25 protein-coding genes, 1 pseudogene and 1 riboswitch are annotated in these 24,309 nt (G+C 42.0%); of the genes and pseudogenes, 12 read left to right on the top strand and 14 right to left on the bottom strand.

Features of this window, described 5'->3' with window-relative positions; all coding sequences use genetic code 11:
- Positions 1-74: 74 nt before the first annotated feature.
- Genes ACFSCZ_RS19320 through ACFSCZ_RS19300 form a run of 5 tightly spaced genes read left to right on the top strand, consistent with a single transcriptional unit; the run spans position 75 to position 3,227 of the window.
- Positions 75-437, top strand: coding sequence for a hypothetical protein (locus ACFSCZ_RS19320; protein WP_380776648.1), 363 nt, complete (start codon positions 75-77; stop codon positions 435-437).
- Between the two features lie 20 nt (positions 438-457).
- A complete protein-coding gene (locus ACFSCZ_RS19315; protein ID WP_380776646.1) occupies positions 458-745 on the top strand; it encodes a hypothetical protein in 288 nt (95 codons plus the stop codon).
- Between the two features lie 15 nt (positions 746-760).
- On the top strand, positions 761-2,257 hold the full coding sequence (locus tag ACFSCZ_RS19310; protein WP_380776644.1) for a sodium:solute symporter family protein: 1,497 nt from the start codon (positions 761-763) through the stop codon (positions 2,255-2,257).
- A 21-nt stretch (positions 2,258-2,278) separates the two neighbouring features.
- Entirely contained in the window at positions 2,279-2,713 is a 435-nt protein-coding gene (locus tag ACFSCZ_RS19305; RefSeq protein ID WP_380776642.1) for a hypothetical protein, read from the top strand.
- Complete coding sequence (locus ACFSCZ_RS19300) at positions 2,706-3,227, top strand: cucumopine synthase-related protein (RefSeq protein WP_380776640.1); 522 nt, start codon at positions 2,706-2,708, stop codon at positions 3,225-3,227. Before ACFSCZ_RS19305 ends, ACFSCZ_RS19300 begins: the two co-directional genes overlap by 8 nt.
- 165 nt (positions 3,228-3,392) lie before the next feature.
- Here ACFSCZ_RS19300 and ssuE read toward each other — a convergent pair whose 3' ends face one another.
- Positions 3,393-3,944: an NADPH-dependent FMN reductase gene (gene ssuE / locus ACFSCZ_RS19295; protein WP_380776638.1), complete on the bottom strand. Its 552-nt coding sequence runs from the start codon at positions 3,942-3,944 to the stop codon at positions 3,393-3,395.
- A gap of 166 nt (positions 3,945-4,110) precedes the next feature.
- Complete coding sequence (locus ACFSCZ_RS19290) at positions 4,111-4,776, bottom strand: carboxymuconolactone decarboxylase family protein (RefSeq protein ID WP_380776636.1); 666 nt, start codon at positions 4,774-4,776, stop codon at positions 4,111-4,113.
- A 159-nt stretch (positions 4,777-4,935) separates the two neighbouring features.
- Positions 4,936-5,045, bottom strand: a riboswitch (SAM riboswitch).
- Between the two features lie 411 nt (positions 5,046-5,456).
- Between ACFSCZ_RS19290 and ACFSCZ_RS19285 the strand changes: the two genes are divergently transcribed.
- Positions 5,457-5,771 (top strand): DUF3784 domain-containing protein, encoded by a 315-nt coding sequence (locus tag ACFSCZ_RS19285; RefSeq protein ID WP_380776634.1) that lies wholly within the window; start codon positions 5,457-5,459, stop codon positions 5,769-5,771.
- 302 nt (positions 5,772-6,073) lie between these two features.
- Here the strand turns inward: ACFSCZ_RS19285 and cotE are convergent, their stop codons facing one another.
- Positions 6,074-6,619, bottom strand: a complete 546-nt coding sequence (cotE, locus tag ACFSCZ_RS19280) for an outer spore coat protein CotE (protein WP_380776632.1) — start codon at positions 6,617-6,619, stop codon at positions 6,074-6,076.
- A gap of 450 nt (positions 6,620-7,069) precedes the next feature.
- Between cotE and ACFSCZ_RS19275 the strand changes: the two genes are divergently transcribed.
- Positions 7,070-7,498, top strand: coding sequence for a hypothetical protein (locus tag ACFSCZ_RS19275; protein WP_380776630.1), 429 nt, complete (start codon positions 7,070-7,072; stop codon positions 7,496-7,498).
- A gap of 175 nt (positions 7,499-7,673) precedes the next feature.
- Here ACFSCZ_RS19275 and ACFSCZ_RS19270 read toward each other — a convergent pair.
- Positions 7,674-7,748 (bottom strand): annotated as a pseudogene (locus ACFSCZ_RS19270) (CotG/ExsB N-terminal domain-containing protein); the annotation flags it as partial.
- Positions 7,749-7,934: 186 nt separating this feature from the next.
- Here ACFSCZ_RS19270 and ACFSCZ_RS19265 point away from each other — a divergent pair.
- The 3 genes from ACFSCZ_RS19265 (at position 7,935) to ACFSCZ_RS19255 (ending at position 11,204) form a co-directional block, all read left to right on the top strand.
- On the top strand, positions 7,935-9,026 hold the full coding sequence (locus ACFSCZ_RS19265; protein WP_380776628.1) for a CotH kinase family protein: 1,092 nt from the start codon (positions 7,935-7,937) through the stop codon (positions 9,024-9,026).
- Between the two features lie 158 nt (positions 9,027-9,184).
- Complete coding sequence (locus tag ACFSCZ_RS19260) at positions 9,185-10,462, top strand: splicing factor U2AF large subunit (RefSeq protein WP_380776626.1); 1,278 nt, start codon at positions 9,185-9,187, stop codon at positions 10,460-10,462.
- 76 nt (positions 10,463-10,538) lie between these two features.
- Positions 10,539-11,204 (top strand): DUF2642 domain-containing protein, encoded by a 666-nt coding sequence (locus ACFSCZ_RS19255; protein ID WP_380776624.1) that lies wholly within the window; start codon positions 10,539-10,541, stop codon positions 11,202-11,204.
- 54 nt (positions 11,205-11,258) lie between these two features.
- Here ACFSCZ_RS19255 and ACFSCZ_RS19250 read toward each other — a convergent pair whose 3' ends face one another.
- A complete protein-coding gene (locus ACFSCZ_RS19250) occupies positions 11,259-12,617 on the bottom strand; it encodes an arsenic transporter (RefSeq protein ID WP_380776622.1) in 1,359 nt (452 codons plus the stop codon).
- Positions 12,618-13,194: 577 nt separating this feature from the next.
- The gene (locus ACFSCZ_RS19245) at positions 13,195-14,787 is read right to left on the bottom strand and encodes an amidohydrolase (RefSeq protein ID WP_380776620.1); all 1,593 of its coding nucleotides are present in this window, start codon (positions 14,785-14,787) and stop codon (positions 13,195-13,197) included.
- A 187-nt stretch (positions 14,788-14,974) separates the two neighbouring features.
- Between ACFSCZ_RS19245 and ACFSCZ_RS19240 the strand changes: the two genes are divergently transcribed.
- Entirely contained in the window at positions 14,975-16,267 is a 1,293-nt protein-coding gene (locus ACFSCZ_RS19240; protein WP_380776618.1) for a S8 family peptidase, read from the top strand.
- A gap of 39 nt (positions 16,268-16,306) precedes the next feature.
- Here ACFSCZ_RS19240 and ACFSCZ_RS19235 read toward each other — a convergent pair whose 3' ends face one another.
- Together ACFSCZ_RS19235 and ACFSCZ_RS19230 are read right to left on the bottom strand one after the other, a co-directional pair.
- A complete protein-coding gene (locus tag ACFSCZ_RS19235; protein ID WP_380776616.1) occupies positions 16,307-16,489 on the bottom strand; it encodes a hypothetical protein in 183 nt (60 codons plus the stop codon).
- 237 nt (positions 16,490-16,726) lie between these two features.
- Positions 16,727-17,344: a YczE/YyaS/YitT family protein gene (locus ACFSCZ_RS19230; protein ID WP_380776614.1), complete on the bottom strand. Its 618-nt coding sequence runs from the start codon at positions 17,342-17,344 to the stop codon at positions 16,727-16,729.
- A 455-nt stretch (positions 17,345-17,799) separates the two neighbouring features.
- Between ACFSCZ_RS19230 and ACFSCZ_RS19225 the strand changes: the two genes are divergently transcribed.
- Positions 17,800-18,312: a CarD family transcriptional regulator gene (locus ACFSCZ_RS19225; protein WP_380776612.1), complete on the top strand. Its 513-nt coding sequence runs from the start codon at positions 17,800-17,802 to the stop codon at positions 18,310-18,312.
- Between the two features lie 44 nt (positions 18,313-18,356).
- On the opposite strand, the gene ACFSCZ_RS19220 is transcribed toward ACFSCZ_RS19225, so the two are convergent.
- The 6 genes from ACFSCZ_RS19220 to ACFSCZ_RS19195 all read right to left on the bottom strand — a co-directional run bounded on the left by ACFSCZ_RS19220 (position 18,357) and on the right by ACFSCZ_RS19195 (position 24,085).
- A complete protein-coding gene (locus tag ACFSCZ_RS19220) occupies positions 18,357-18,794 on the bottom strand; it encodes a MarR family winged helix-turn-helix transcriptional regulator (RefSeq protein WP_380776610.1) in 438 nt (145 codons plus the stop codon).
- Between the two features lie 151 nt (positions 18,795-18,945).
- The gene (locus tag ACFSCZ_RS19215) at positions 18,946-19,758 is read right to left on the bottom strand and encodes a squalene/phytoene synthase family protein (RefSeq protein WP_380776608.1); all 813 of its coding nucleotides are present in this window, start codon (positions 19,756-19,758) and stop codon (positions 18,946-18,948) included.
- A 270-nt stretch (positions 19,759-20,028) separates the two neighbouring features.
- Complete coding sequence (locus ACFSCZ_RS19210; RefSeq protein WP_380776841.1) at positions 20,029-21,078, bottom strand: MFS transporter; 1,050 nt, start codon at positions 21,076-21,078, stop codon at positions 20,029-20,031.
- Positions 21,057-21,290 (bottom strand): hypothetical protein, encoded by a 234-nt coding sequence (locus ACFSCZ_RS19205; RefSeq protein ID WP_380776606.1) that lies wholly within the window; start codon positions 21,288-21,290, stop codon positions 21,057-21,059. The genes ACFSCZ_RS19210 and ACFSCZ_RS19205 overlap by 22 nt, the downstream gene beginning before the upstream one ends.
- 193 nt (positions 21,291-21,483) lie before the next feature.
- Positions 21,484-22,773 carry an ArgE/DapE family deacylase gene (locus tag ACFSCZ_RS19200; RefSeq protein WP_380776604.1) on the bottom strand — a complete coding sequence of 430 codons (1,290 nt, stop codon included), beginning with the start codon at positions 22,771-22,773 and terminating at the stop codon, positions 21,484-21,486.
- A 16-nt stretch (positions 22,774-22,789) separates the two neighbouring features.
- On the bottom strand, positions 22,790-24,085 hold the full coding sequence (locus ACFSCZ_RS19195) for a Zn-dependent hydrolase (RefSeq protein WP_380776602.1): 1,296 nt from the start codon (positions 24,083-24,085) through the stop codon (positions 22,790-22,792).
- Between the last annotated feature and the right edge of the window lie 224 nt (positions 24,086-24,309).

Below are 24,309 nucleotides of genomic sequence, written 5' to 3'. Positions count from 1 at the left end.
CAAAAAACAGGCGGAGGTGTTGATAACCGGCAGTATCGGAATGATTGACAAAATATGCAGGAGAGGGGTAGACCGTGAACAAAGACGTCTTAAATCCTAAAATAACAGAGCCTCTAAGAGTCATTTTTCTTTTTGAATCTACACGGGGATGGTATGAAACAACAAGCAGGGAGAAACACGATGAAATACTGCCTATTCTCCAAGAGGCATTTCACGAGTGGAAAGAACAAGAGGCACAGTTAATTGCCACTATTGATGCGGACCTTTTTAGTGCAGGTGAATTACCGCGTCTAGGCTGGCATGCATGTTTTTTATACAATGTAAAAGATGTTAATGCGGTAAATTCCATGGTCCACATTTTCCGTGAAAAAGAATTGGACCGATATTTTAAAATTGAAGCAGTTATTGGGCGTAAATTCCTTCTTCTTGAACAGTAACTTGGAAAGGAGCAACACACATGTCGCTACAAAAGGCTGACCCGAACAAAGACATGATGCAGGACGATAAAGAAGAAGCATTGGAACTGATAAAAAAACATACTTATCTGCTTCCTCGAACTACACTTGGCCGGATTTTGACAGCTATTGTGGTTATCGCATTCCTGATGGTGTATCCCGGAATGATTTGGGCCAATACAGCTGATCCCTTTATATTTGGAATGCCGTTTACCTATGTTTGGTTAACATTCTGGGTTCATGTTATCTTGGCCGCAGGCATTTATGCCGGATTTAAATTATGGGTTTAAAAGGAGGAGCTTTCCATGTCTTCAGCACTTACTTCAACTATTATATTATCCGTATTTACTTTTATTGTTCTGGCCATCGGATTATTTGGCTGGGCAAAAAAGCTGGATAAAAACGCAGAAGACTTTTTTGTAGCCAGCAGGACATTGGGCTTTGCCGCTCTATTTTTCACCTATACCGCGACCTACCACAGCGCATCAGCCTTCCTCGGAACAGGTGGATTTCTATATGCACATGGGATTAGTTACTGGGCGATTGGGCCCTACACTCAAACGCTGGGCGGAATTTTACTTTACCTTATTGGAAGCAGGGTTTGGTTATTAGGAAAAAAATATAATTTTATGACACCGGGAGATTTACTTGGGGAATTTTATCAAAGTAATTTTCTCAAGATTTTGACCGGTATTATTTTAGCCGCATTTGTCATTCCTTATATACAACTGCAGCTAGCGGGTGCCGGATGGATTACCGAGTTTGCCACAATGGGTGAAGTTCCATATGTTTGGGGAGCTTTGATTTCAGGACTCGCAGTGTTAATTTTTGTTTACTTGGGCGGGATGCGATCCGTCGCATGGACTGATATATTTATGGGCGTATTTATGTTTGTGGCCATGGTCGCCGGATGCTGGTACTTAACAAATAAGTTATACGGCGGTGCCGCCAGCACCTGGTTAACTGTTGCAGAAAAGACCCCAAATCAGCTTATTCTTCCGGGAGATGCCAACTTTTTTTCATTGCCCATGGCGTTTTCATGGACAGTCATCATTACCATTGGTTTAAGTGTTGCAGCACCGCATGTCATTATGAGGATGTTTTCGGCGGGATCCATTAAAATCTTGAAATGGGTTGCCCTGATATCCCCGCTATATTTAATTTGGATTTATATTTCTTATATTTGGTTTGGTCTGGGAACAAAAGCGGAATTTCCCGGAATTGAATTCCCGGACGAAATACTGCCAAGATTTCTGTATGAACATACCCCTGTCGTTTTCGCTGCGATAGTTTGTGCAGGCGGGTTAGCTGCTATCCTTTCTACTGCAAACTCTCAGCTTCATTCAGCAAGCGCTTTGATTACAAGAGATGTATACCAAACGATGAGTAAAAAAGCCAATGATAAAAATTTGGTAACCATCAGCAGAATTGCAATACTCGTTATTTTTATCTTTTCATTTTATGCTGCCATCGAAAAACCGCCGTTGCTCGCCATGTTAATTGCCCTTGCCACAGGAGGAATGGCGCAAATATTCCCGATGCTCATCGGCGCGTTGTTCTGGCCGAGAGCTACAAAAGCTGGTGCGTTGTCAGGCTTCATAATAGGAACAATCATCATGGTTTGGTTTACTCTCGGTGACATTGCCTTGTTTGATATGATGGCTGGTTTTTGGGCACTTCTCATCAATGTTATAGTGTTTGTAGTCGTTAGTCTGTGTACACCTCCACAATCTGCTTCTGTGATTAAAAAGTTTCATGGCTTCTTAGACTCTGATGAAGCAAGAGGGATGTTAAAGCTATAATCATTATAGGAGGATGACAAATTGAGCCAAAGTATTGAAATATACTGGCCAGATTTTAACCAGACAATCAAAGCTGGTTTGCTCAGTGAATTAAACGCGGAGTTATGCACTCAATTCTTAAAGACCCTCCCTTTTAAAAGTATACAAAGCCACGCGGTAGTGGCCGGAAAGCAAATGTATTTTCCTTATCGATTAAACGGAAGTTCCAAACATTATTCAGAGGCCATGGATAAGCAGCCGATCGGAAGAATCAACATTGAGCTTGATTTCCAATATTTATCTATCAACTATGGACCTATGACAGAGCCGGTGCCGGCCGTCCCGGTTGCCCAGGTTGACGATGGAGATATAGAACTGCTGCAGCAAATAGGAGAAAAGGTTTGGCATAATCTGTTATTTGAAGACCGCTATTTACAGGTGCACGTCCGCTGGGCAGGAGATGATGTATATGAGTAAAGTAACCAGATTCATAGAAGCTGTTGAAAAAGAAACCGAAAACATCTGGCTTAACGAACCGGAGGACATCCACCTGCTGAAAAAAGGGGTTCTTTTATCCGGGGCAGGCATTTATGACCAATACTATTCCGTTCTTGTCATGCTGGGCGGAGAAATGAGGGCTTTAGGAATTCACATCTTTGCGGATCTCCTTGAATTTAGCAAGGAACCGGCGTTTGACGCAGCTATGTTAAAAAAGATGGCTAAGCGTATGCTTAAAATTGATGTAGGAGTCATCAGCTATTTTGGCCTCTTTCACTATGGAAAGTTCCTGGAGGAATTATATGAAGTCCTGGAAGATGTAACCACGAAAGAAGAGTTTACCCACCTTACCCAAGCGATGTTTACTTTTACAAACCGCTACCAACTATGGATGCATCAAATATTCCCATGGAGTGTCTCTGTGTTTTTCAAACAGCAAACACCTGAAAATCTGGAAGAAATGAGGGATCGCTTAAATAGAGTTAATAAATAACGGTTGCTTAATACCAGGAGGCTTATACATGTACACTTCCGCTCCGGCCGGCGGAAGTTTCTCAAAAATTTTTTTTCACTTTTAGAAACAAATACAAAGGGATGAATCCGAAAAATCCCGGTTCCATCCCTTTTAAAGTGCTTCACGCGTCGAAGCTATTTTACCTTATAAAGCGGCTGAGAGCAGTGATTTTTGAATGCTTATTTTTTCTATTAAAGCATCCAGCTGTTGTTCTATACGGAGCAACAGCTCCTCATCCATAATGGGAATTTGTGCATCCCTGTCAATTTGACTATCCAGAAAATAGACACCTTTTAAACTTTCTCCTTTTAATGTCGCAATTAAAGGCTTCAATGTATACTCAATGGCTAACAGATGCGCAGGGGTTCCTCCCGTCATTACAGGAAGGACAGGCGTGTTCTCCAGCACGTCTTGCGGAAGAAGGTCAAGCAGTGCTTTTAATACTCCCGAATATGCTGCCTTATATACAGGAGATCCGATGATGACTCCCCGGGCATTTTCAATGAGTGATGAGATCCTTTGAATGGCTGGACTGTCAAACTTTGCTTCGAACAAGTCTGTTGGCGGAACATCCCTGACAGAAAGGTGAGTAACTGTGAATTGTTTTTGTTCAAGTAAACTCCCTAAGTACTTCAATATTTTTTCTGATCGGGAATGTTCAGATGGACTCCCGGATAATATAACAATTTCACTCATGATTCTACCCCCTCCTTCTCTTCATATTTATCAATCGCTTGTCCTGATAACAAGGAAACTTCATAACTTACATATGAGATATTTAGCCTGTGCTTCCTCCTCAGCATATCCGACTATGGAAACAATGGTAAATATCGTATGGATTCAAAACTTTGCGCAAATCCCATTACTTCATATAAGCTTGTAAGGCATTCACACCATGTGCGAAGGCAGAACCGGCTTTTAAAGCTACAGCAACAAAAATAGCCTCTGTCACTTCTTCAAGTGTTGCGCCCGCTTTTTTCGCTCCATTGACATGTATATCAATGCAATATGGACATCCTGTCACATGCGCAACGGCTACAGCAATTATTTCTTTCTCTTTTACGGTCAATTCTCCAGCCTTCAATGCCTGTTGATCAAAGTCGATGAATGCTGAGAAGTTTTCTCCGCTTAAACGGGCAAATTCTTTGATTCGGTTAAAATAAGAGGCCTTATATAGCTCCTCATCCCCTTCTCCATCAAATGCATTCAATGCATTCACACCATGTGCGAAGGCGGAACCAGCCTTTAAGGCGGTGGCGACAAATATGGCTTCTGCCACTTCTTCTTTATTGGCCCCCGCTTTTTTAACATCATTTACATGAATTTCAATGCAGTACGGACACCCGGTAACATGGGCCACTGCAACAGCGATCAATTCTTTTATTTTTACTGATAGCTTTCCTTCGGCCAGTGCCTTGTTGTTAAAATCCATAAAAGAGGAAAAAGCTTCGGGAGCATAGTCCTTTAACTCACCTAATCTGTGAATATTTGATTTTCTATATAGACCTTCTTCAGTTATTTTTGTCATTTGTGATTCCTCCAATTTTTATAAAATTCCTACTAACACGAGAAATTAACTTGGTTTAACGGCTTTAGGATGAATGGGTACTTCCTCTGGCTGCTCTTAATGATGGTAATAAATAAACCCCCTTCCAAGAAAGGAAGAGGGTTTATATATTCACGCTCTTCCTCATCTTTCAAGCCGGATGGCTTGCTGGAATTGGCACCTTATTACTATTTAGTAATGGTTGCCGCAGGATCGTCGGACCAGATTCCTCCCCTGACTCTCGATAAGGAAATACATATTGAAGTTTTATTGAATATCTTTACCATAACTTGAGCGGTGTGTTCTGTCAAGTATGTTCTTTTTCAATGAAAAAACATCTTCTTTTTATATACGCTTTGTATGCTGCCGCGATATGGCTCTCTGGGTTCCGATGAGGAGTTCTTCGAAGTACTCAGGAAAACATTCCAGCCGACTCACCCGCCTGATTTAAATTGAACTTTACCGGATTACCTTGGAATCACTCGATGAAAGGTTGAAGGCATTCTTAGAGTCGTAAAGTGTGATTACTCGGACTTCAGCTTTTTTCTCCCATGACCCCATTATTTTATAATTTCTCCATCCAACCGGGACGTCTGCTGTTTTAATTTTACGTTATAATCAAAGCAGTACATTCAAAGAAGGTATGTTTATGACCGAGGGCAATGGTTCATTTTATTATTATCATCCCTTTTCTGATTTTCGCAATCGTGTTGTCAAAAGGAAAAGGAGCCTTTTTGATTGCCGGATATAATACGAAGTCAGAAGAGGAAAAAGCCAAATATGATGAAGTGGCCCTGTGTAAATTCATGGGAAAAGTATCGTATGGTATTTGTTTTTCCATATTTTTAGGGGCACTAAGCGGCATGTTTGGCCTCCAAATTCTATTGATCATCGGACTCATGATATTTTTCTTGCTAATTATTTTTACGTTCGTGTATTTCAATACCGGGGATCGATTTATTCGAAAAAAACAATAGAAACTCTCTCTAAAAACCCACGTCACTCAGAACGATGATTCATACAGAAAATCACTCTATATTGTAAAAATCAACATTTGAATCGGCGGATTGTTTTTTCGTGGAGATGGGAATTGGCAGTTTTTACCGCCACTCTCAGCCTCCAAACCATCTTGTTCATAGGAAGCCAGGCTTTGCCGGAAGACACCCTTCACCCTTTCTCATACGCTTATTTCCTTAAGGGCTCAGCCTGAATAAATTGTAACTTGGACTGATATACTTCCCGAGCACAAAAAAACCGGGAACTCTCCCGGACTTGCCATTTATTCTTCTTCATGTGCCACAAGAAAATTCGGGTCGATTTCCTCAAATTCTTCGTCATCCAATTCCTCATTCCAATCATCATCCTCGCCGGAGCATTTGTCAGAATGTATGGCCACACATACTTTTGTTTCTCCAATGACTTCTGCAAGGAACTCCCTTTCCAAACTTACGAGTATCCTGTTTCCATCCTTTGAAATTTCTGCTTCGACGCAGTTGGGCTGTTGAAGAACTTTTACAGAAACTTCTTTATCACCTAGAGAATCCGGGTCGCGGTAATTGACCTTCACGGTATCTTCATAATCAATCGTTTCTGTGACCACAGAAGTTTTCGTGTTGTCATTGTAGGAATACCAAACATTAATATCAAAGGACCCACAAATTTCTATCTTTTTGCCAATCTTCCTCGCATCGTATTGATGGTTAATAATCCAGCAGCCTAAAATGCTCGAAGGATTGTGCGGTGGGCAGATCGTTTGGTTGGTCTGTTTATATTTACGTCCTTTCGCAACGACTGCTTTGGCAATAATTTCTCTATATTCTGCCATTCGAGCGTACCTCCTCCTTAATAATCACTTCATCGTATGCACTTTTCCGAACCCGCGTGCTAATTTTCACTTTGCTTACAAAACCTATATGGGCAAGTAACTATAGGTTAATATCATATGAGAATTAGAAAAGAAGGTTCATTTATTCTGAAAAAACATCGAGGTGACATGGATAGGAGGAATTTTTGCGGTTCAGTGCTGCCTATTCTTGAGGATTTATTTTTATTATTTTCCATTATGTGTATTCAATAAAAAAAGACGAGGGAAATGAAATTCAATTTTTCATTTCCCTCATCACTCGTACCTTATTTTCCTATCAGTCTTCATTGGACAGTGTAAAAGACCACATATTGCCGTCCTTCCACATTTTTTGTTTCTTACTAAATCTTTGCGTACCACGTACTTCGCATTGACTGTTTCTGCGGTGCCTTGTTGACCGGCGGCGTCTGGATGAACGACGGCAAGTACTCCTTCGACGAGTCGAACGACGACATCTGGATGAACGGCGGCGAGTACCCCTTCGGCGTGTTGAACGGCGGCTCCTGGAACCTCGGCGAGTGCCTATTCGATGTGTCGAACGGCGGCCCCTCGATGAACGGCGGCGAGTGCCTCTTCGATGTGTCGAACGGCGGCCCCTCGACGAACGGCGGCGAGTACCCCTTCGGCGTGTCGAACGGCGGCCCCTCGATGAACGGCGGCGAGTACCCCTTCGGCGTGTCGAACGGCGGCCCCTCGATGAACGGCGGCGGGTACCCCTTCGGCGTGTCGAACGGTGGCCCCTCGACGAACGGCGGCGGGTACCCCTTCCATGTGTCGACCTGCGACCCCTGGCTGTATGGCGACGCGAACTCCTTCGATGGGTGGATCTGCGGCGTCTAGATGAATGACGGCGAGTGCTCCTTCGATGTGTGGATCTGCAGCGTCTGGACGTATGGCGATGCGAGCTTCTTCGATGGGTGGATCTCCGTCTGGATGAACGACGGCGGGAGGAACGACGTTTGCCTGATCTTCTATGACATTCCGAGCTGCGGTTCTCGTGGCCCGGATCATTATACATAAAATCACCTAATCCTGATGACTTTAACTCATCAGCTGCTTGCTGAATATCTGAAGCTGAAAATTGACCCATTTAATGAATCCTCCTTGTATGCATGAAAAGGAAAAATCAATTTATCAAGCCTTTTCTTATAATAAACTACGTAAAATAATTCAATTTGATTGGGTCAACAACATATCGGCTGAAAAATAGTTAAATATCTTGTGTCACTCATCCAGATATAGACATAGGAATAAGAAAAAAGAGGAGGATTTTCTTATGTCAAGATTAAACCCTCCCCCAACTTATCAATTATATATACACCCCAAGGATATCATCGAATTGCGAAAAGACATTTGGTCTGATGATCCCGTTCCAGGAACATTTACCCTAAACAAAAAAAAGTATTTGATTGATATTGTATATCGCGGGTCACATATCCGTAAACTGCCCAAAAAGTCTTATCATGTTTCATTTTATAAACCGAGTTTATTCAGAGGTGCCAAAGAGCTGCACTTAAATAGCGAATACAATGATCGATCTTTGATAAGGAATAAATTGTCATTGGATTTTTTTTCAGAAATTGGCGTATTGGCTCCCCATTCCCAACATGTTTTACTAAAAATTAATGGTAAAATGAGCGGGCTTTATTTGGAATTAGAGTCTGTAGACGAACACTTTCTCAAAAAGCGACAGCTTGCAGAGGGTGCCATTTTTTATGCAGTGGATGGAGATGCCAATTTTTCATTAATTAGTGACCTGGATAAGGAGACAAAAAAGTCCCTTTCATTGGGTTACGAAAGAAAATACGGGACAGTTGATGATGGTTTTTATCTTGAAAAAATGATCTATGATATCAACACACTCTCCAATCAAGAATTTAAAAAAGAAATTAAGAATATTATTCACGTAGATAAATACTTGCGGTGGCTTGCAGGAATTGTTTTTACACAAAATTATGATGGTTTCGTCCATAACTATGCACTCTACCGCAACAAGGAAACAGGGTTATTTGAGTTAATCCCCTGGGATTATGATGCTACTTGGGGTAGAGATGTAAACGGAAGATACATGGACGCAGGTTATGTCCCGATTGAAGGCTACAATACTTTAACTGCACGGATCCTGGATGTGGATGAATACCGTAAGGATTATAGAAATCTCATTAAAGGCATGTTAGATCAGGAATTTACATTGGACTTTTTACAACCTAAAATCGAAGACTTGCATCAATTCATACGGCCATATGTCTTAATGGATCCTTATGTAAAAGATAAAATCGACGATTTTGATTCAGAGCTGCAGTTTATCGTTCAATTTATCAAGGACCGGAGAGACTATCTAACCAGCAGACTGTATAAATTGGAATAACAATTAACCTCATACATGATGGACCCCTGTTCCTTTTTTTAAACTGGGCAACCGCTGATTTTATCATAAATGGGCCTTTTCCTAGTTCAATGTCACACCATGACACGTATATATGCATTATAAATACCCTGTATAGATAATTGACAAGGAGGATCATAATGAAAAATGGTAATGTAGATCCACACCATATAAAAAGCTCGCCAAAAAAGCCCGGCAAACACACATACCTGGAAGGGCTCAAAGGCAGGTTGGTTACCTTATATCGTGGAGGACCTGAATCAAAATCTGGTATGCTGCTTGATGTTAAATCGGACTACGTCACCTTATATTCTCAAGACAATCAAAATGAGAATAAAGAAGAAGATAAAGAGAAAGACAATCAAAATAAAGAAAAGGAAAATAATCAAAAAGAAGATAAGAATAATGGCAATCCTGTAATCTATTATAGACTGCATCATTTAAAAAGTATCAGCGAAGATACCAAAAGTAATTCAATCCAATCAAGCTATGAAAAGGAAGATTATGAAATTGACTTTTTAAAGGCAAATACTTTTGCTGAAATCATAAAGCAGCATGAAAACAAATATATACAGGTAAACCAAGGAGGTCCTGAAGCGAAACAAGGCCTGTTAGTCCACCTGAATAACGATTGTTTGACTCTGTTTACAGAGGATGACGGAATTGTCTACTATAATCTCCATCATATAAAAAGCCTTTGTGAAGTCCAATCGGACTCGGATGAAGACCATAATGAAAAGGATGAACAAGGCCAAACACAACGTAAGGAAATGACATTCCCCTCATATGTAAAAGCACAGAGTTTCAAAGATGTCTTTTCACATATGTCACATAAATGGGTCTCCATTAACCGGGGAGGTCCGGAAGCCATGGAAGGTGTGCTTGTTGAAAGTTCAGACGGACATTTTACCCTGGTGAATAACCAAGAGGTCATCCGCATTGCGTTATACCATATAAGAAATATCAGCAGCGGACCGAAAGGATCCTTAAAGAACAATCAAAACGAAAACAATCAGTCACAAGAAAGTGAAAAAAGCAGTGACGGTCAACAGTCCCAGGGAAGAGATTCAAGGCAATCTCATGACAGGGATTCCAGAAGGTCACATGATCGCGATACCAGGCATTCCCGTGACAGGGATTCCAGAAGATCGTATGGCCGAGATACCAGGCATTCCCACGGCAGAGATACCAGAAGATCACATAGCCGAGATACCAGGCGTTCCCACGGCAGGGATACCAGAAGATCGCATGGCAGAGATACCAGGCGTTCCCACGGTAAAGATACCAGAAGATCGCATGGCAGAGATACAAAGCGTTCCCATGGTAAAGATTCAAGAACCCATAGACGCGATACCAGGCGTTCTCATACCCGCGAACATGTAATCAAATCGATAGATTATGTTTGGAAAGTTAAATGAACAGACAGTTACTGACTTATTCCGGTGCATTAGTAAACCAAACTGATGCACTTTTTTTATAAAGGAGGAGGGAGAGTTGAATGGGATTAAAGACCTTATAGGCAAGGAAATATGTATGGAAATATCAGGAAAAATAAAGTTTGCTGGAATACTCATCGATGCAGGCATGGACATAATAGTCATATATGACGGCGAAAGATATTTATATTGCCCGCTTTTACATGTTCACAATGTTAGAATCAGAGATGAATTGGACAGTATTCAACAACCTCTGGAGAAATCCTCGATAGAAGACGAATCCAACTCATTTTCTTATCGAAAAACATTAACGAATGCCAAAGGCCGCTTTGTTGAAATATTCGTAACCGGCAACCGATCGATTCACGGCTACATTACAAGCGTTTTAAATGATTATATCGTATTTTATTCGCCTGTCTATAAAACAATGCTGATTTCTATGCACCACTTAAAATGGTTAACTCCCTATCATCATCAATTAACACCATATACACTAAGCAACGAAATGCTTCCGGTCGTACCAACCAATATTACATTATCACGATCCCTGGAGGAACAATTACAAAAATATAAAGGAAAGCTGCTGGTCTTTGATATGGGGGATAATCCCGACAAAATCGGCTTATTAAAAACAATCCAAAACAATATTGTTGAACTGGTCACAGCGGAAGGGGACACTGTCTTTTGGAAACTGTCACACTTAAAAACTTCTCATTTTCCGTAGCATAAGTTTGGGGAGGCGGGAATCTATTATATATATCCCGCTTCCACTATATTTTTAACCGGCGTACACTAATCTAATCCAATAGTACAAACAAATTAATGTAAATACAACGGTTGGCGGAATCACGATGAACGAGACCTTCATATACCTCTTCCAAGTGATTTTTATTTTATGTTGCTTGAGTATATGCATCCATATTAATGTGGCCAAGGTTCCCATTGGAAGCAAGAGAGAGCCCATGTCACTTCCGATAATATTTGCCAAATAAATGGTTTTTAACACGACTGGATCTAAGTTCATTTCAGTCAAAGTCAACGTTCCAATCATTAGAGCAGGATGATTATTAAACATATTGGATAGAGCTGATAAAAGGATGCCCATTGTCATACTGGCATGAAATAAACCTTGGGAAACAATCGGTTCAAACCTTTCAACCAAGTATGCTGTCAGCCCGATATTATTGAGCCCATAGATGATCACATACATGGAATAAGCGAAAATAAAAATGTGCCACGGCGTTTTTTTCAATACATCCATCGGGGAGGCTTTTAACGAAATCCACCTCCAGACTAACAAAATGATGGAACCAAGGACTGCAACGATCGGAACAGAGATGCCGATGTACGATGCGGCGAAAAGACTGATTCGAATCAGGAAGACAAACAGCAAAATATAGACCATTTGTTTTGTTTTTGGCTGCATTTGTTCGTGAGCCGGACTACTTTCCAGTGGATGATAACGCCTCTGCTCCCAAAAAGCAATATTTTTTTCCGTTCGGGGAATGGTTCGCGGAATATCCTTTTGCAGGACCAAATACAATAATCCCGAGAGAAACAACAGGCCCACCGTTCCTGGCAATAACATCAAAGCTGTGTGAAGATAAAGATCAATGCCGATGATTTCCAATGCAATCAGGTTGACGATATTACTTACTCCTATGGGTGCGCTTGAGGCTGTTGCTATAATAGCACCGCTGATTAGATACGGAAACATCTGACGCTTCTTTAAACCCAAATATTTTAATAAAAGGATTAATATAGGTGTTGTTATGAGTATACTGCCATCATTGTTCAAAAAAAGTGTCATGAAAAAACAAAGGGAATTTGTTAGCCAAAAAAGTTTGATCCCTGATTGTTTGGCTGCTTCCAGAAGTTTAGAGGCCATCCAGTGGTAAAAACCAAAACTTTCCAGTGCAATAGCCATGACAATTGTTGCCATGATCGTAATCGCTGCCCCGGATACTCTCTGACTAATTACTGCTAAATCGGATAGCGATACAGCCCCTAATATAAAAATGACTGCCGCCCCTGCTGCCGCGGGTATTGCTTCGTTTACACCCTTGGGACGCCATAATATAAAAATCATCGACAAGAGAAAAACAATCGGTGTAAACATGACGATGAATTCAGACATTTGTTCACCTCTTTATGAGTCATATCCATTGATGCCGACCCTTGGCAAATATCATCAAGAGATAGTAGTACTGTATATATACGTGTCCTCATAATGAGTTGTACTAAACGAATCCATCAATTAGAAAAAAGTCCATATTTGTCATGGCGATAAATGCCCAAATATCTCGGATTTTTTCAAAACAAAAGAGCGGATCCCCTTAAAAGGAACCCGCTTTTACTATTGAAAAAATACTAAATGCAGATTTTATGATCATTGTCAGTTTTTAATATGTCTTAAATGGGTCCGAATGTTCAACTGATTCAATAATTGGTGGCCTTGAACAGGCTTGATGACCTGAATGCCGGCCCGTTCCTGAATATGGCATTCCCAGAAAGTTTTGGAAGCCCAAATGGATGTCTGATTCAAAAACTGGCAGGCTTGAACAGGTCTTGATGACTAAACCGGCAGAAGCCTCTCCCCAACAGAAATTCTTTCATTATAGACAGGGTCTCAGTAGACCGGCTTAAATGTTGGAAAGCTAAAAAAACACAGTGTGCTCCAACGAAATGAAGCCTGTGACTTTCTATTCGCTTCCTTATTTCCGATACACACAGACTCCGCCCATATACGTTTCTTCCACGCAGATCTGGCGGATATCCCCAATACCAGATGCCAATAGATCATTGTTCAACACAACAAAATCCGCATGGCAGCCCGGAGCAAGCTGGCCAACTTGAGGCATCCGGGTGACTTCCCGTGCTGCTTTTGTATACATTTCAATCACCGTTTCCATCGGAATTTGCTGATCCTGTCCAATGTCTGTGCCATCATAGGCCTGTCTATTAACGGCAGCTTCCATTCCGACAAACGGGTTCACTGGATCACTCCACGCGGTTGCCGGCGCATCCGATGAAAAAGCGGTTTGGATGCCTTTTTCAATCATGGTTTTCACCGGATAGGACTTCCTCGTACGTTCTTCCCCAATGCTTTTCAAATAGCTCTCAATTTCGGCATACAAAAAAATCGGCTGGGTTACAAAGGCAATTCCTGATTCAGCCGCCCTCTGCATTGCACGCCCGGTAGGCAACGAAACATGTTCTACCCGAACGGATGGCCCGTCTTGAAGCCAATCGGCTTTTTGATAAAAGTGATTGACAACCTGATCAATTGCCTGCTCTCCCATTGCATGTACAGCCAGTTGGATGCCATATTTTTTAGCTGTTTCCCCTGCTGCACGGAGCTCCTCATCGCTTGTTGTAGAGATCCCATTATTTTTTCCCTCTCCAAGATAAGCAGGATTCACCCAAGCAGTTTGGCCTGAAATGCTTCCATCTGCAAATAACTTGATGCCCGCGATATAGACCGGGTTTGTTCTGTCAAACAACACTGGATCACTTACATCCAGCCGCTGGAACTCTTCCCAATTATAATAAAGGGCCACTCTTTGTTTCAGGCCTTTTCCCGCTGCAGTCAAGTAAAGATCATAATGATCAATAGGCTTGTGGTCTCCCATCATTTCTGTGATTCCTGTAATTCCGTACTTCAGAAAGGTGGCGCTGTATTCCGCCAGCATCTCCGCCTTTTCTCCCAGGCTCTTTGATGGAATGATACTTTTAACTAAATCCTTTGCACTTTCACGCAATATCCCGGTTGGCTCTCCTTGTTCGTCACGGTCAATTTCCCCGCCGGGAGGGTTTGGCGTATCTTTTGTAATCCCTGCGATTTCAAGGGCTTTGCTGTTAACTGAAATAATGTGGGTACACGTACGAGTGACAACGATTGGGACATCTTTGGCTGCTTGGTCCAAATCATGCCGGTTGGGCGTCCGTCCTCCCCGTAACTTTCCCTCATCATACCCCCAGCCCTCGATCCATCCATCCCGGCCCGCTTGTTCACGCAGACCTTTTAACGATTGAACCATGTCCTGAATGGAGTGAACGTTTGGAGGTGTGCACGCAATTTGCTTAGATGTTTCTGCCAGCATCAACGGATGAAGATGTGCATCTATGAATCCCGGAAGGACACGGCGGCCACCTAAATCAATTTTTTTACCCTCTACAGCCGGCATATCCTTCTCTCTTCCAATCCAATAAATCCTGCCATCAGGAACGACCATGGCATCTGCCGTCTGATTTTGCGGATCAACTGTAAAAATATTTCCGTTTATGAAAATACGAGTCGAATTCATCCAAAAACCCCCAAACGCTAGAATGGTTGTGATCTATCTATTATACCAGAGGATTATCGGTACTTCGTCTAGTCAATGCCGCTAGTTTTTCGCCTCTTTTGCAGTATATGTACGATTGAATCACTCCCCTTTTACAAGCTTTGCGTACGATATCTTGTACGAAATTATTTGAAAGGGAGTGAAATCCATGTTTGGATATTCTATGATTCAGATGGTTCGTCGAAACGGCCATAAAATCGACAAGGGCGTACGCCAGCAGTTACTCCAAACCTATCACCCTTTTCGTAAAATTCCATGCATATTTCACAAGCCTTTGGAGTTTTTCGCCAAAAAGATCAAAAGAATCCCTATTATTATTGAGTTCGAGAAAGATGCCTTTCATTTGGGGATGACGGACGTCACCCATACAAACTGCCGCACTACTTTCGAATTCCCTTCCATTTCTTGTTGCTCAGCCAAGGTAACTATCAACCAGTTGGAGAAGTTACTAGATCACTCTCCCCATATCAAAAAAGTCTACTACGACCGAAAGGTACAGGCATTGTTAGACCAGGCAACACCTTCCATACGCTCCGACCAGTTGCAGGAATCCGGTGTAACAGGAAAGGACGTAACGATTGCAGTTATTGACACTGGCATACACCCCCACACTGATTTACAAGGAAGGATTATAGGTTTTAAAGACTTTGTGAATGATAGAGTCGAACCATATGATGATAATGGACATGGTACCCATTGTGCTGGAGACGCAGCCGGCAATGGTTCCTCATCCGGCGGCCAATATAAGGGGCCTGCACCTGAAGCAAGCGTAGTCGGCGTCAAGGTATTAAATAAAAAAGGAGCCGGCTCACTTTCCACGGTAATCGCCGGTATAGAATGGTGCATTCAGCATCAGGCACAATATAATATTAAAGTCCTTTCCTTGTCCTTGGGCAGTGATGCCACGCAGTCACCCGAGAGTGACCCCGTTGTCTTAGCTGCAGAGAAAGCATGGGATCAAGGAATCGTAGTCTGTGCAGCCGCCGGCAATGCCGGAAGTGCCCAGCAGACCATTGCCAGCCCTGGCATCAGCCCGAAAATTATCACAGTGGGTGCAGCCAATGATTTCAATAATGCGGACCGTAGTGATGATCAAGTCGCTGACTTTTCCAGCCGCGGACCAACCATTGCCGGAGACATGAAACCTGACCTGGTAACGCCAGGGGTCAATATTGTTTCATTACGGGCACCGGGTTCATTCCTGGATAAAACGAATCCAGGGGCACGTGTCGGATCAGACTACTTCTCTCTTTCCGGAACCTCCATGGCCACGCCTATTTGTGCAGGGGTTGTCGCTCAGCTGCTGCAAATGGAGCCCGAGCTTGCACCAGATAAGGTCAAACTCCGGCTATTAAATGCCTGTGAAGATATGGGGGAACCCGATTATGCTCAAGGGCGCGGTTATTTAAATACAGCCAACCTTAGAAAAGGGTCAAGTTGATTTCCCGCCATCCCCGTCTTGAAAAAGATGGGGATTTTTCTATTGCTTTGTGCGATTTAATTCCTCTTCGATATGCTTGAGTAAAAATTTACACTCATCTACCTCGTGATGATTTTGATCTTTTTCGAACCACTTTAGGCAGAACAAAACATGTTTCTTCCAAGCCTGCAGTTCTTCAACCGTACAGTTTTTTATCTCTTGAACGACCTTTTCGCGATGCATGTGAATCCCCTCTTTATTTTAAAAAGTGCAGAAGCTTATCCTTACCTTAGTCAACGGTGGTACTGTACTATGCCGGGCTGCCGTTTTATCCGATTGCATGATCAATCGGGTTTTTGACGTGCCTGGCTACTTTTTTCCATTTGCAGGACCAATTGGCTTTTTGAAACGCGCTTGGCTACCTTTTTATACATCTGCATGATCATTTGGACTTCTTGAAACGCGCGTGGTGCAGTTTGTTTAAATCTCAAGCGAATCCGTTTGACCATAAAATACTTTTTTTACAAGACGATTCACAATGTATATAATCCTTCCCAAACATAGGGCGGTCAGCAATGTGCCCAGACCGACCGGACCTCCTAATAGATACCCAAGCATAGCCCCTGTTCCTTCAATGCTCATTCGGGATCTGCTGTAAGTCCAGCCGAAACGATTGCTAATAGCCACCATCAGTCCATCTATTGGGGTCTTAGGCAGTTGAGCTTCCATATAAATTCCAATCCCTATTCCCCCTAAAAGGAGCCCTGCGCAAAAACACAATAACTGTGACTCCCATGAATAAGAAGAGTCCGCATCCTTTAGTACAAAATAAAACCAAAAGTCCAAAAAGCAGCTCCGGATCATGATTGGAATTAAAGATTCAATTTTAAACCGGGTTTTTTCAAGTATCCACGTAAGCCATGTAAAAAACAGCTGGCTGATTATCGACCACATACCAATAGTTAAACCTAAATGACGAGTTAAGCCCACCGCAACAGCGTCCCACGGGCCGGCACCCAACAGGGAAAGAATGATTAAAGCAATTCCAAAGGCCGTAACTGCCAATCCCCCTATATACATTGCCAATCTTTTCCCCATGGTGACACCAGCCTTATTCTTAAAGTTCTTCCATTATAACACCATGGAGGCTATTTAAATATCTTCCAAAAAGCCAACAAGCCGAGCTTCACGTATGAACGGTTAAGCATCCTTCGTATTTAACACACTTCATATAAATAAATGCTGCACCAGCTTTGACCGCAAATTCTTTCGTCATATTCGTCACTGCCTTATATATTGGGGTTTACCAAATAACGCTATTAAAATACCTGACATGAAGATTAATGCCATGGTCCGGTTATTATTAAACTCGTCAATCTCCTATTCATCTACCTCAAAAGTTAATTAATGTCTCATTTTTTTCATCGATTGTCCATCCCTCGAAGTACACCTCCAAACATTAACCGTGAAAATCCTGATCGTCAACTAAGTTGACGAATCTTTTTTTAGTATGCTATAATAAACTTAGTTGACATACGTATAAGGAGGAACACATGTTCAATAAAGGGGATTTCATTGTCTATTCTACCCATGGTATTTGTAAAGTTGATGATATTTGTGAAAAGACTGTATTAGGTATTACTAGACCTTACTACGTCTTACACCCGATTGATCAAAAAAACCAATTAACCATAAGCACTCCTATTGATAACGATCAAGTAGTCATGCTTGAGTTGATTGACAAGGGGAAAGCTGTAGACATACTTGAATCGTTCAAAAGTACCGGCTTGCATTGGATTGATAAACCAAACTTGCGGCACAGTACTTATACCGATATCATCAACACGGGGGATCGAAAACAGATTGCCGGCATAGTAAATACATTAATGAGGAAAAAGTTTGAACTGGAACGTCAGGAAGGAAAACTTTATGAACAGGATCGCAAACTTTTAAGCAATACACAAAAAGTTCTATTCAAAGAATTGGCTATTTCACTGGATACCAGTTTTGAAGAAATTGAAGAGTGGGTTACCAATCTAATCACAAAAGAATGTAACAAGTCATAAAAAAAGCCCTTTTGGCAAACAACTTTGACAAAGAGGGCTTTTTTTTATTCTATTTTCCAATCTGATTTTAGTATACTCTTAAGTGTGGTGACCCGATCGATTCCTATGGTCTCTGCGATTTCAGCTTCAAGCTGTGCCTTCAGCTCCATGTTCCTTTCATAGCATTCTTCCCCTAAAGCAGTCAATTGTACACATTTTTCTTTCTTGTTGTTTTCTACATTTTGAATATCTACCAAGCCTTTTGCAGCCATATTCTTGATAAACTTATGGATCGCTTGACGGGTAATTTCTACATTTTTGGTCACATCTGATATGGTTGGACGCTTTTTGTAAATTCTGGCCATGATATACCATTCGGAATTTGAAATATAAATGTCACTTTGCTCATTCCATGCTCTCTCTGCAACTTTTCTGACCAAATTGTGCCGCTCGCTTAATAAATCAATCAGATCTAAATTTTGTAATTCAGAATTTCGGATCACACCGCTCGCTCCAATCCCAATTTTCACCACACACTATACAGAACTTGCTATTTATTGTCAATTTAGTTAACAAGAAAGGAAAGTAACAAAAAGTCTGGATGGCTCGACAGATGAAGCAATGGGAAGATGATTTTCTCCCCTGTGCAGAACCCTAATCGATTTCAACTTCTTCTACGGTTTGTTCTACTTCTGCACGTGTCATTTTTTCCCGCCCCTCTTTCATCGCTTTTAATGTTTTGTGTGCCAATGCGAGCGGGAGACGGCAGAATAATAAAATGCTTTTCTTTTGGAGTGACTTCATATATTCATCCGCTTTTGCAAGGTTTTCATCAGCATATGCGAATAGATGTGCACGATTCCAGCCATCTGGTACGAAGCTTACCCCCCGTTCATCCAAATCTTCCTTCTCATTACGTAAAATATTTACGGCCTGAAGCCCGCGCCCATAACCGATGGCAAGCTCCCGGTCTGTTTTCTCTCCGGCATAGTGCTCCCAAAGGTCGGAAAGCATCACCCCAACGAGTCCGGCAACATAATACGTATAATCATCCAAATCTTCACGTGTACGAATATCCCAATTTACCTTTGCCCATTTTGCCATTCCATAAGCCATCTCATTAGCAGCATCCGTAAGTATAGGCAGGGCATCTTTTGGACAGGCCTGCAGCCAATCCTCCAAACGAAGTGTCACTTCGGGCATTTGATCTTTGACCGGTCCAAGAATTCTTATATATTCTTTGTTATCAAACGGTCGTTTAAATAATTCACTGACCTGCATTAAAATCGAAGATTTCACACCATGATCCAACTCCTCGTGGTCTTCGATTTCATCAATGGCCCGAAATACTAAGTAAGCAGAAGCAACCGAATACTTTAACTCCTTGTGCAAAAAAGTAATCGGAATATAAAATGTACGACTTGTCTCTTTCAGTACACGCATGGCGTCTTTAGGAAACGCACTCATTCTAATTTTCCGCCCTTCCCTCATTGAAATCTTACTACATACCATCGTAACTTAATTTGTAAAAAGATACACTAAAAAATACAAAAGTAACAGGCAACCAATGGAGGGACTGTGAATTTCAAGCGCTTTCCCTTATGATATTCCAGCATTTGGCACTCCACATTGCTTCTCTGAAGCAAATAGGGCTGTCCAGAAACAGTAACAACTAATTTCTGTGACAGCCCCCGCTTGCCTTATTTAACATGTGATGTTAAACCGTCATACATTTTGTTAGCTGGCCACATCTTCCTCATCCATATACGTAGCCTTTTTCAAGTTGGCAACAGCTATTATTGCAGCCACAGAACCAATAATCAGATAGAGGCTGATCGGTACCGTGCTGTTAAAGGTATTTAATAAATATACACAGATCATTGGTGATAGTCCTTGAATGGCAGCCGAAAGCTGATAGCCGAGTGAAGTTCCGCTATACCGAATCTCGGCAGGGAAACATTCGGAAATTAACGCAGCTAGAGGACCATAGACAGTCCCGGCCCCAATAATGGCAAGACTCATCGCGAGAACAACCAGACCTGCGACCCTTGTGTCAAATAGCCAGAAGAACGGGAAGGCCATCAATATGGTTACGAGCGCTCCGGCATAAAATATCGATTTTCTGTTGTACTTGTCCGATAAGTGAGCGGCATAAAAGATGACAAGGATCTCAACTACGGATACAACCATAAGCGTATTTGTCAGAAACTGTTCTTCTAATTGCAATTGTTCTGATCCATAGCTGATGGCAAAAGTCGTAAAGATATAAAAAGGGATTCCTTGTGCTAAACTCGCTAAGATGACCAAGAAAATTGTTTTAGGATATCTTTTAAATACATCCCGAACAGGTTGTTTGGATAGACGATTTTCTTTCTTCATTTTGGCAAATGACGGCGAATCCGCCACACCGCGTCGAATAATAAAACCAATGATCACAAGGATCACACTAACAAGGAAAGGAATTCTCCAACCCCATACATGGAAATTATCCCCTGTTAAAAAGATCGTGGCGGACACTACACCTGATGATAAGAGCAGGGCAATAGGTGATGCAACTTGCGTCATACTTCCCATTAAACCTCTTTTTCCTTTAGGGCTCCACTCAACAGAGAGAACGACGGATCCTCCCCATTCACCGCCGGCACCGAACCCTTGGCAAAAACGGAAGAATACTAACAGAATGGTTGCCATAACACCCCAGGTTTCGTATGTTGGCAATAGTCCGATAAGCGTACTGGCGATTCCCATTAACAGGAGTGTCGTTACTAACGTAGCCTTACGTCCGATCCTATCTCCAAAGTACCCGAAAAAGGCAGCCCCAGGTAAGGATCATCTCCCCCGAAAAATAAATCAGGAAAGACCAAGGCGGCCATTGTTCCAAATAAGAAGAAATCATACCATTCAATGGTTGTTCCAACCAAGCTGGCAAGCCCGGCTCTTCTAGCCATGCTTTTTCGTTCTTTTTCAGTTAAATTATCGTGATTTATTTCAGTAGACATTTTTTCGTTTCACCATCTCTTTAATTAAAATTTTTTGGCTATATTGTTACTTATCATTCCATGAATACCGGTGACTAAAGATCCCAAATTTATCCCCTGGATATATTTCTTTCCATACCGCTGATTGGAATGAACCTATCATAGCAAAGCGGGAGATTATCCGGCCTTTTGGGCTGGGTACTCCCCGGGCTATTTAGTTACTGTAGCCGCACCACTTGAGTAAAAATGCAGCATATGTTTTTGTGACCGTTTTGACACTGTCAAGATCCACCCATTCATTTGGAGCATGGAGGCCATCGCCTGTTGGGCCATAGCAAGTGGATGGAATATCGTAGTACAGGTTATAAAATCTTGCATCTGTTGTAGCTGTGAATGATCCCGTTTCCAACGGTTCGTTTACTGCCGCCGTATGGGCCTCACCTAAAATATCAAAAAGCTCTTGGTTTGGATCAATTGAAAATCCTTCCGCATGGAAGCCGTAAAATGAAATTTCCGGCGGATTTTCTTTTAACCACTCGTCTTTTTCAGCAGCTGCCAACAAATAAGCCTTTAACTCGTCCTTTACATCCTGCGGGTCTACTCCTGGAGGAAATCCGACCCTCGCTTCAACAATACATTCGGAAGGAACTGATGAAGGCCAGTCTCCTGAATGGATTTTTCCGATGTTGACGTTATATGGATGGGGGTGATCAGCAAAGTCCTTATGTCTCTCTCTGCTGTTCAGCTCTTTTTCGTAGTCCAAAAGGGCATTGATCATTTTATAACCTTCCATAATGGAGTTTACAGCTTTGTCAGCCCTTTCAGTATGCGCACCCAAACCTTTGACTTTCACTTTGACCCATATTACCCCGACTTGAGCAGTTAATCCTTTTTGACCGAGTACAGGTTCAGGAATGAGAGCGGCATCAGCTTTAAATCCTGCTTCTATCGCTGCAAGTGCACCATTTCCCGTACACTCTTCTTCTGTCACTGTTTTGACAATAACGTCGGATGAAAGCTTGACTCCTGCGTCGCGGACAGCTTTTAACGCAAAGATCATCGCAGCAACGCCCGATTTCATATCTGCTGTTCCACGGCCATACATTTTATTTCCGACGATCTCGGCACCCCATGGATCATGTTTCCAAAATGAAACCGGCTCAGGGCTGACAACATCGATATGGCCCTGAAAGATCACGCTTTTGCCTTTCTTTTCACCCTCGGGACGGTATTCACCGATGACAACCGGCCGATCCTCATATGACCAGTCTGCTTCTGAATAACCGGGGTGAGAAGATAGTTTTTCCGGATCAGGAATCACTTTTGTTACATCCAATCCCACTTCTTTTTCCAGATAATCAGCTATGAAATGTTGGACAGGTCCCTCATTGCCAAGAGTTGACGGGAATTGACAAATCTTTTGCAAAAAGTCAACTTCTTCTTCCCAGGATGCATCTATTTGTTTAAATACTTTCTCTAAAGCTGAATCGGTTTCTTTTTTCATTACGATTGACTACTCCTTACCTTTTTAATTCTTCTTTATGATTGGCAAATCGCAGTACCAGTTCAAGCAATACTTGAACCCCTTTGGCTATATCTTCATCTGTGCTGAATTCCTCTTCACAGTGGCTGACACCGCCAATGCTCGGTATAAAAATCATTCCGGAAGGAGCCAGTTGGTTCATATATTTGGCATCATGGCCGGCTCCGCTGATCAATTTCATGGAACGATATCCAAATTTGTCTGCTGCTCTTTGGATTTCGCTTACAATGTCTTCGGAGAATTTTTCTGCTTTTACGTCCATGAGATCCTTCATATGAATGTCTACTTGATCAATGAGGGCCTTTGTACTAAGCTTTTCCTTCAGCTCATGGGTGAACATCATTCTCATGGCATCATCCGGATGACGAATATCAATTGAAAAAATGACTTGTTCTGCAACCGAATTGGTGACGTTGGGTAGCGCCTGGATTTGTCCGATTGTAATCAGCAGGCCGGGAACGCTTTCAGCCGACTGATAAATATCCTGAATCATTTTTCCGGCAGTCCGCATGGCATCTTTCCTATTTTCCATTGGGGTAGTGCCCGCGTGGCTAGTCCTTCCCTTCACGCAGACTTCCAGTACACTGATCCCTTGAATACCTGTGACGGCCCCTATACTTTGATCGTTTGTTTCCAGAACCGGCCCTTGTTCAATATGCAGTTCAAGATAACAATACATTTCATGAAGCCGATTGCGGGCGGAACCTTTATAACCGATCTTTTCCAACTCATCTACGAAACGTATTTGATCTTTATCTTTAATTTTTAATATCTCTTCCGTCGGAATAACATTGGCTGCGACCCCTGAGCCAAGCATGGAAGGTAAGAACCTGGCTCCTTCTTCGTTGGTGAAATTTACAATCTCAACGGGTCTTTCCGTCTCAATGTCATAATCATTGAGCGTACGAACAACTTCCAGTGCGCCCATCACGCCTAAAATGCCGTCGTATTTTCCGCCGATTCGCTGGGTGTCAAGATGAGAACCAATAACAACCGGCAGCGCATCGGGATTTTTTCCCGGCCGTCGCCCATACATATTTCCAACATCATCAATTCGGACATCAAGATGGGACTCCTTCATCCATTCCTTAAACAAATCCCTGATCTTTTGGTCTTCTTCACTCAGTGCAAGTCTGCATAGGCCTCCATTAGGAAGCGTACCGCAGCCGGCACTCGTATCTATGGTGGATAACAGCCGTTTTTTATTAATGTTGCATACGTCTTCATTTAAGTTTGATTTATTGGAGCGTGATACAACTTTTTCGACATTCAATTATACGTCACCTCCCAACACTCTTTTTATTATTGCAAGAAGCGTGCCAATATATTAGAGATAAAGTGGGTTGTTTACCACCATTTCATCAAAATTTCATTGAAAATCTCGACTAATAAAAGTACAATTTTAATATATTCAATTCACCTGATTCGTAATCAATTCGATTTTATGTGGAATATATGTCTTTTTTACCGGATCGATTCGAAATAGACTCGGTTTCT

Origin of the sequence: Siminovitchia sediminis (assembly GCF_042680885.1) — a bacterium.
Classification (GTDB): Bacteria; Bacillota; Bacilli; order Bacillales; family Bacillaceae_C; genus Siminovitchia; species Siminovitchia sediminis.
Note: the sequence above shows the minus strand (reverse complement) of the source record. Positions and strands in the feature narration are given on the sequence as shown.